A 9,043-nucleotide genomic window follows, 5' to 3' on the forward strand; every position below is an offset into this window, starting at 1 on the left:
GGGGAAGCGAATTGTTTAAGCAGCAGGCACAGTCGGGCGATGTGATTTTAAAAGCCAACAATATCGAAATAACAAATGTAGAGGATCTGAAGAGAGTTATTAATCAAAGTAAAGATTCTATCGTTTTGTGGGTTGATGGGAATCCGCCGGCGCATAGTTTACATATAGATTACACTGGCATTGAAAGAAAGACAAGAGCGAAAATAATTGAAATGAAATAGGAATGAGCTTTATGGGAAAAATAGTACAAATGAAGTATCAGCTTAGAAATATGATTGGAGCACTTCTTTTTTTTATTATTACATGCTCCTGCTTTGCAGTTCAAAAAGGGAATGAAAGGAATCAATATACTTATGAACTTCACTACTCATCTCCTTCTGAGGACGATTGGATGAATGCTTTGCCAATAGGAAACGGCCGGTTGGGTGCAATGATTTTTGGCGGTGTGAAAGAAGAGCGAATCATGTTAAATGAGAATACGCTTTGGAGTGGCTGGTACGATAAAAATAACAACCTAAACACTGCCCCTCATGCTTTAGCCGAAATTCGTCAAAAGATAAAAGTAGGCAAGGCTAGTGAAATTCAGGAGACTGCGGTTGAGAAAATATTATCTCCCAAAGGTTATGGAGAAAAAGATTTTGGAAGCTATCAATCGTTTTGTGATGTTATTATTCGTACTGAAAGCCGGGATGGAGTCCTTAGAAACTACAGACGTGATTTGGATTTATCAACTGGCATAGCACAAGTGCAATATTTCATAGGAGATGTCAAATATACACGTGAATATTTTTGTAGCTATCCCGACCAGGTAATCGTTATGAAGTTGACATCTGATCAGGAATCGGGCTGGAATGGAAGTATTTCTTTTCGAAGCTTACATCAGAACTGTAAGATTGTCGCAGATGGTAACAGGCTTGTAATAAGAGGGCAGGTAGATGTGGGTAATGATAAATACGAGGGATTGAAATTTGAAGCTCAGCTGTTGGTTGATGCTGATGGAGGGCACATAGAAGTTCAAGGATCAGAGTTAAATATAAGAGGGGCTGATTCCGTTGTGATTAAGGTAGCAGGTGCTACTAATTACCGTATGAGCTATCCTGATTATTATGGTGAAAATCCATCGGTTAAAAATACAAGAACATTAGAAAGAATAGGATCAAAGAACTATCAGGAATTGAAGCAGACTCATACAGAGGATTTTAGTAACCTGATGAATAGGGTCTCCTTGCAGCTCAAGCAGGATACTTCTTATTGTCACCTGCCTATTGATGAGCGACTGGCTAACTATCGCCAAACAAGAGATGACCGTCAGTTAGAAACATTGTTGTTTCAATATGGACGCTATTTACTGGTAAGCTCTTCACGTCCCGGAGGATTACCTGCAAACCTGCAAGGATTATGGAATAACACCAATAATCCGCCTTGGAATTGTGATTACCATTTGAATATTAACCTGCAAATGAATTATTGGCCGGCAGAAGTAACTAATCTTTCGGAGTGTCACAAACCACTGATTGAGTGGATTGATGATTTACGTAAAGCAGGTGAAAAAACAGCCAAGGTGCATTTTGGTAGTAACGGATGGGTCTGTAGTCATACCTGTAATATTTGGGGATTTACAGCCCCCGGTTCGCAGCGGGGCGTGCATATGTTTGAACCACAGTCGGCAGCCTGGATTGCCTTGCATGCTTTGGAGCATTTTCGTTTTACCAACGATAAGCAATTTCTAAGCGAAAAAGCGTGGCCAATTCTTAAGGGAGCAGCTGAGTTTTGGTTAGATAATTTGCAGGAATATCCAGGAGGTGTTTTGGTTTCCTCCCCGTCATACTCTCCTGAACATGGCCCCTTGACTCATGGCGCTTATTTTGATCAACAAGTTATATGGGAATTGTTTACGGGCATTATTGAAGCCGGAGTTCATCTGCCATCTGAGAAACAATTTATATCAACTATTACAGAAGCTCGGACCAAACTTTGGCCTTTAAAGATTGGAAAATATGGCCAGTTGTGTGAGTGGATGGATAATGATCTATTGGAGGAGGGCGACAGTAAGGCATACACTAATGTATTAAAAAACAGGCATCGACATATTTCCCATCTGATGGCACTTTACCCGGGACATCAGATAACAGTGGAACATACGCCTGAACTGGCCAAGGCTGCAGAGAAATCACTTGACCTAAGGGGAGATGGAGGTACGGGATGGAGTAAAGCCTGGAAAATAAGCTGCCGTGCGCGCCTGAAAGATGGTAATCATGCCTGGAAACTAGCCAGTGAACATTTGGCTCATAACATGTATAATAACTTGTTTGATAAGTGTCCACCTTTCCAAATTGATGGCAACTTTGGTTATACAGCAGGGGTGGCCGAAATGCTATTACAAAGTCATAACAATGAAATTGAACTATTGCCGGCTTTACCTGAAGTCTGGGAATCGGGTATGGTGGCTGGGCTCCGGGCCCGGGGGGACATAACCATTGATATAAAATGGGAAAAAGGAAGACTGATTAGCGCAACACTTCGGTCGCAGCAAGCAAAGGAATGTATGGTGAGGTATTCAGGAAAAAAGGTAACTGTTAAATTAGATGCAGGAGAAACATTTGAATATAAACCGGAATAATTAGATACTAATATGATTTTGTGCAGAAATTTACCGGTCGCAGTATTTTTAGCTATTGCATTTATATCTTGTAAAAGCGATATTAAAGTACAAGAGCGGAAAGACTGGTTACTTGATGGATCTTCTTACATAACTAGGATAACTGAAAATGAGGATAAGAATGAGATAGTGCTTGGCAATGGTTTGATGGAAAGGGTATTTCGTATATCACCCAATTGTGCAACAGTAGCCTATAATAACCTGATGACAGGAGAATCAGAGATCAGAGCTGTTCGTCCGGAAGCAGAACTTATTATAAATGGAAAAACTTATGCTGTAGGTGGCTTAACCCATCAGCCCGTACAGAATTTTCTGTCAGAAGCTTTTAAAAATATCATGCATCCAATATCTGGTTCTTTCAGATATGTACACCATGAAATCAGTGATACTAAAGAACGAATGGCCTGGAAGCCTAATCAACAATGGCTTACCGAAAACTTACCATGGCCTGTGCCTGGCAAGCGTATTACTTTTGTCTATAAAGCACCTGAGAATGCAGATCAAGACATTGCCAACCTTGAGGTTGGAGTAGTATACGAAATGTATAATGGTGCTCCAATTATTTCTAAATGGTTGGAAATAAAAAATAATGGAGAAACCCCGGTTGTTTTAAATGCTTTTAAAAGCGAGATACTCGCTATGGTTGAAACCGCACCAAAGGTACATTACGGTGAACCTCACGAAGTACGAGTTTTATGCCAGGAAGAAGGGGCAACTACCCATAATTATCGGAATGCACCGGCACAGAGCGATGCACCACGTGATTACATCGACCGCTTTACCCAGCTTTTTGTAGTTACTGATTATGCTATGGGAGGTGACATGGAAGCCATGAAAGATAATCCGGCAGTACGTTGGTGTTTCGATCATCCTGAATATGAGAAGACAGGTATTCGTTATTATGGACAATACAAACCGGCCAGGCTTGAAGTAGCACCTCCAATGCACCCCAATATTAAAATACAAGCAAATGCTACCTGGGATTCATTTACTGCGTTTGAGATGATGCGGGATGCTACGGATACAGAACGACGAGGTCTTTCTGAATGTAAATTCTGGCGGTTGATGGCACCCTGGACTCAGGAGAATCCTATCCTGATGCATGTGAAGAAATCAGATCCTGAGTCTGTTAAAAAGGCTATTGATCAATGTGTAGAAGTAGGATTTGAAATGGTGATCATGACTTTTGGTAGTGGATTTGATATCCTAAATAAATCAGAAGAGTATCTTGATAAGATGAAAGAATTGGGCCAATATGCAAAGTCAAAAGGTATTGCCCTGGGAGGTTATTCTCTTTTGGCCAGTTGCGGTGGTAAAGAAGAGTATCTTGCCATTAGTCCTGTAACAGGAAAACCAGCTACAAATCGATTTGAAGGAGCTCGCTTTGGTAAATCACCGTGTCTGGCTACTGATTGGGGGCAAGAGTATTTTACTACATTGAAAGAATACTTTGCTCAAACAGGAATGAATGTATTTGAACATGACGGGTCTTACCCGGGCGATGTTTGTGCTTCAACATCTCACTCCGGACATGAAGGATTTGGCGATTCACAATACAAACAGTGGGAAAAAATCTATGACTATTACCAGTGGTGCAGGGCTAATGGTATTTATCTGATGGTGCCTGATTGGCATTTTCTGTCAGGTACTAGTAAAACACCAATGGGTTATGTCGAAACCAACTGGTCATTGCCTCGAGCATACCAGGAAATTATTGAAAGGCAGAATATTTATGATGGAACCTGGCAAAAGTCACCTTCTATGGGCTATATGTTTGTGCCTCTTAAACAGTATCATGGCGGAGGAGCAGCAGCAACGATAGAACCATTGAATGAACATCTGGATCATTATGAATGCCGCCTGCAAAACCTGTTTGGTGCAGGAGTACAGGCTTGTTACAGGGGGCCACGTCTTTATGATACGGATACTACTAAAGTATTAGTTCAAAAATGGGTTTCGTTTTATAAAAAATACAGGGCAATCCTGAATTCTGATATTATTCATTTGCGTAGGCCTGATGGTAAAAACTGGGACGGAATATTACATGCTAACTCTGCCTTAAAGCAAAAGGGATTTATTTCTGTATATAATCCATTGGATGTAGATATCAATACAACTATAAATGTACCTCTTTATTACTGTGGCTTAACTGATAAAGCAATAGTAAAAGAGCAGGATGGTAAAGGTGTTTCTTATAAGTTAAACAGGGATTATTCAATTGATATCCCTATTACAATCCCTGCAAAGGGTTATAACTGGTATGTAATACAATAACTAATAATAAAGCTAGGTAAAAGTATGAAGAAGAGTCAAATAGTGGTTTGTCTATTACTTGTATGGAGTGTGTGTAATGCATTTGCACAAGGACGGGAGGTTCGATCGTTTAATGACAAATGGGAGTTTAAGAAAGGCCCTTTTCCTGATAATCCAGTTCAATTGGTCAATAGCTGGGATAACAAATGGAGTGAAGTAACAATCCCACATACCTGGAATGCAAAAGATATGCAGGAGAAGCACAATGCGTTTTATGCAGGCGAAGCATGTTACCGTAAAACATTTTATGCAGCCGAGGAAATGAAAGACAAGCGCATCTTTTTGCGTTTTGAAGGCGTGGGTCAGGTTGCTGAACTTTTTGTGAATGGAGAATTTATTGGCAATCACAAAGGAGGTTATTCTGCCTTTGCGTTTGATATTGCTCCGGCATTAAAATGGGGTCAGGACAATGAAATTATGTTGATGGTCGACAATAGTAGTCGTCCTGATATCATTCCTGTTAACCATAGTCTTTTTGGAGTGTATGGAGGTATCTATCGTCCGGTATGGATGATAATCACTGATAAAGTGAATATCGCTGTTACTGACCATGCTTCAAATGGTGTTTATATCAGCCAGCGTAATGTAAGTTCTAAGAGTGCAGATGTGAGTGTGAAAGTAAAGCTGGTGAATAAAACTCTTTATGCGCGGAACATTACATTGGAAACCCGTATAGCTGATAAGGCTGGCCGTCTGGTAAAAAGTAACGCAACTGCTATTAGCATGACTCCGCAAGGTATGCAGAGTTTTGTTCATGAATATACTATTCGTAAGCCGCACCTTTGGCAGGGATTGGATGATCCTTATCTGTATAAAGTAGAGACACTGGTAAAATCCGATGGCAAAGTAATTGACAAAGTGGTTCAGCCTTTGGGATTAAGAAATGTTGAGGTAATAGGTGGTAAAGGTGTATTTCTGAATGGTGTAAAATATCCAATGTATGGGGTGTGCCGTCATCAGGACTGGTGGCAGTTGGGAAGTGCCCTTGAGAATAAGCACCACGATGAAGATTTGGCCATGATCATGGATATGGGAGCGACTACTATCCGCCTGGCTCACTATCAGCAATCAGATTACTTTTATTCAAAATGTGATAGTCTTGGGTTATTGGTTTGGGCTGAAGTACCATTTGTCAATCGTGTTACTGGTGAAGAAGGACCTAATGCCAAAGAACAACTCAGAGATTTGATCAGACAGAGCTATAATCACCCATCTATTTATGTTTGGGGCTTGCACAACGAGGTGTATCGTCCACATCAATACACGGCTCGTTTGACCCAGGAAATGCATGATTTGGCCAAAGAAGAAGATCCCGGACGTTATACCGTGGCAGTGAATGGTTATGGACATATGGAGCATCCGGTCAATCTGAATGCTGATATTCAGGGAATGAACCGTTATTATGGATGGTACGAAAAAACAATTCCAGATATTGAAGGGTGGGTAATAGGTTTGGAAGAAAAATACCCTGACCATAAAGTGATGTTGACAGAGTATGGTGCAGACTCCAATATTCACCATCAAACTGAATATATTGGTAATACTATCCGTTGGTGGGATGATTATTTCCCTGAAACATACCAAACGAAGATGCATGAGATTCAGTGGGGAGTAATTGAAAAGCATCCTTACATCACAGCTTCTTATTTATGGAATATGTTTGATTTTGCAGTTCCAATGTGGTCGCGCGGTGGTGTTGAAGCCCGTAATATGAAAGGATTAATCACTTTTGACCGTAAAGTTAAAAAGGATGCTTTCTATTGGTATAAAGCCAACTGGAGCAAGGAGCCTGTTGTGTACCTGACTCAGCGACGCAATAAGGAGCGTGAGAAGCAATTAACCAGTATTACTGTGTATTCGAATATAGGACAACCAACTGTATACCTGAATGGACAGGAGTTATCAGGTGTAAAAACGGGAACAACTAAAGTACATTACATCTTCGATAACGTGCACTTGCAGAATGGAGTTAATGCCATTAAAGCTGTTGTTATTAAAGATGGAAAAGCTATTGAAGATCAGATTGAGTGGACATACACAGGTGAGAAAAAACGTGAAAGTCTTGAATACCTTAATAACGATGCACATTGGGGATTCTAAATGAAATCACGGACTTACATTAAACCAATTTAAAATTAACAATCATATGAGAAGATCAATTTTTTTTCTGTTGTTGATAAGTGTGTTTATGATAACAGGAATAGATGAGTCAATGGCTCAGAAAGAGGTGAAATATGGCCAGTACAATGGTTTGCCTCGGCAGGATCAAGCCATGCAGAAATGGCGTGAAAATCGTTTTGGCCAGTTTATCCATTGGGGATTATATGCAATTCCCGGAGGAGTATGGGAAGGAAAAACTTATCCGTATGCCTCAGAGTTTTTGAAAGGTTCAGCCAAAATAGCTACGTCAACATGGGATTCATTAATTCACCAATTTGATATTCCTAAATACAATCCCAAAGAGTGGGCTATGATAGCTAAAAATATGGGCGTAAAGTATGTGACCATTACGACTAAACACCACGAGGGATTTTGTTTGTGGCCCAGCGAATATACAGATTTTGACATTGAAAATACCCCGTATAAGAAGGATTTACTGCGTGAGTTTGTTGATGCTTATACAGCCGTAGGAATAGATGTAAACCTTTATTACTCGGTGTTAGACTGGCATCATCCGGATTGGCGTTACGATATTAAAAACGATGAAGATAAAGCCGCATTTGAGAGATTTAAAGAGTTTACTAAGAGCCAGTTAGTTGAACTAGTTACCCGCTATCCAGAAGCGAAAGGCTTGTGGTTTGATGGAACATGGGATAATTCATGGAAAAAGAATGGGCAGTTTTCGTATGAGTTGGAGAAATTGTTAAAGAACAAACGTCCCGGTCTGGTGGTAAACAGCCGAATGAGAGCTGATGAGCACGGTAGTCGACATTTTGATAGTAACGGGATTTTAATGGGCGATTATGAATCTGGTTATGAACGCCGCTTGCCAAATCCGACAGACAAGGAGGTCTTAACCCGTGATTGGGAGTGCTGTATGACCATTCCTGAAAACCAGTGGGGATATCATAAAGACTGGAGTATCAGTCATGTTAAGTCGCCAATGGAACTGGTGGAGATGTTGGTTCAGTGTACCTCTCAAAATGGGAACTTTCTGCTCAACTTCGGACCTATGGGGAATGGTGATATTCGTTCAGAAGAGCGTAAAATTGCCCAAGAGATTGGAGAATGGATGAAGGTAAACAGCGAAGCTATATACGGTTGTGGTCCTGCTGACTTAGAAAAACAAGACTGGGGCTATTATACCTTTAATGAAAAAAATGGAAAAGTTTACATGGCGGTGTTTAATAACCCAGTGTTAGGAAAATACAAAATAAGACTACCCAAAAGCCATACACTAAAGAAAGCGTCCTTGCTTACTAAGCAGGGAGAGGAGCTTGACATTGAGCAAATAAGCCCTACTGACTACTTTATTGTTCCTAATAAGATAAATAACAAAGAGCCTTTTGTGATTATTCTGGAAATTGTGGATAAGCTATCAGGTAAGTTTCATCAGAAAGCACTAACCTAATTCTAAGTAATTTATAAAAGCTCTCTTCCTAGCCTTCTTCATTTTTTTTCCAAAAGGGAAGCAAGCTTTCTAATCCATGTTTTAAAACCTCCCGTTGCCAACTACAAAAGTGCCCAAAGCCCTATTCTCTTAGGCTTTGGGCGCTTTCTGCTTTAAGGGTAGAACCATCATCTTCCATAAGATTGTCCTGATCTTCTACCAGAGAGCCTTCCTCTTCCATAAGATAGCCATTATCGGATGGGGTAGAACGATTCGCTGACGGAAGATGGCTTTCCTCTTTGTTTGTTACTCCATCATAAAGCCAATCTTTTCAGTCGAATGTGGATTTCCACTTATCAATGGCTGTAGAGGTTGGCTTTTTTATTCCGATTTTTCTTATCCAAAACCCAATATTTGCTTATTATTTGTATCCGGATGTAGTCTGATTGAGAGTGTTCAACAAACTGTGTCATGTAAACAAAAATGAATGTTTTAAAATTTACATGATATGGGAAAAGAAA

The 9,043-nt window shown here is 40.2% G+C and carries 5 protein-coding genes; all 5 read left to right on the top strand.

Translation table 11 applies throughout. The features are described 5' to 3' along the window. On the top strand, positions 1–221 hold a 221-nt coding region (locus Q1A18_RS18820; RefSeq protein WP_299584641.1), incomplete at its 5' end, for a hypothetical protein. An 11-nt stretch (positions 222–232) separates the two neighbouring features. Then, positions 233–2,620, top strand: a complete 2,388-nt coding sequence (locus Q1A18_RS18825; protein ID WP_299584644.1) for a glycoside hydrolase family 95 protein — start codon at positions 233–235, stop codon at positions 2,618–2,620. Positions 2,621–2,632: 12 nt separating this feature from the next. Continuing rightward, positions 2,633–4,933 (top strand): hypothetical protein, encoded by a 2,301-nt coding sequence (locus tag Q1A18_RS18830; protein WP_299584647.1) that lies wholly within the window; start codon positions 2,633–2,635, stop codon positions 4,931–4,933. Between the two features lie 24 nt (positions 4,934–4,957). Continuing rightward, a complete protein-coding gene (locus Q1A18_RS18835) occupies positions 4,958–7,072 on the top strand; it encodes a sugar-binding domain-containing protein (RefSeq protein ID WP_299584650.1) in 2,115 nt (704 codons plus the stop codon). 46 nt (positions 7,073–7,118) lie between these two features. Further along, positions 7,119–8,543 carry an alpha-L-fucosidase gene (locus tag Q1A18_RS18840; RefSeq protein ID WP_299584653.1) on the top strand — a complete coding sequence of 475 codons (1,425 nt, stop codon included), beginning with the start codon at positions 7,119–7,121 and terminating at the stop codon, positions 8,541–8,543. Positions 8,544–9,043 lie beyond the last annotated feature (500 nt).

It is taken from the genome of uncultured Sunxiuqinia sp. (genome assembly GCF_947495665.1).
Lineage (GTDB): Bacteria > Bacteroidota > Bacteroidia > Bacteroidales > Prolixibacteraceae > Sunxiuqinia > Sunxiuqinia rutila.

Bases quoted from the DNA above. Each gene is read 5' to 3' on its own strand.
- Q1A18_RS18835 (WP_299584650.1), top strand. From the start codon at position 4,958: ATGAAGAAGAGTCAAATAGTGGTTTGTCTATTACTTGTATGGAGTGTG.
- Q1A18_RS18825 (WP_299584644.1), top strand. From the start codon at position 233: ATGGGAAAAATAGTACAAATGAAGTATCAGCTTAGAAATATGATTGGA.
- Q1A18_RS18830 (WP_299584647.1), top strand. From the start codon at position 2,633: ATGATTTTGTGCAGAAATTTACCGGTCGCAGTATTTTTAGCTATTGCA.
- Q1A18_RS18840 (WP_299584653.1), top strand. From the start codon at position 7,119: ATGAGAAGATCAATTTTTTTTCTGTTGTTGATAAGTGTGTTTATGATA.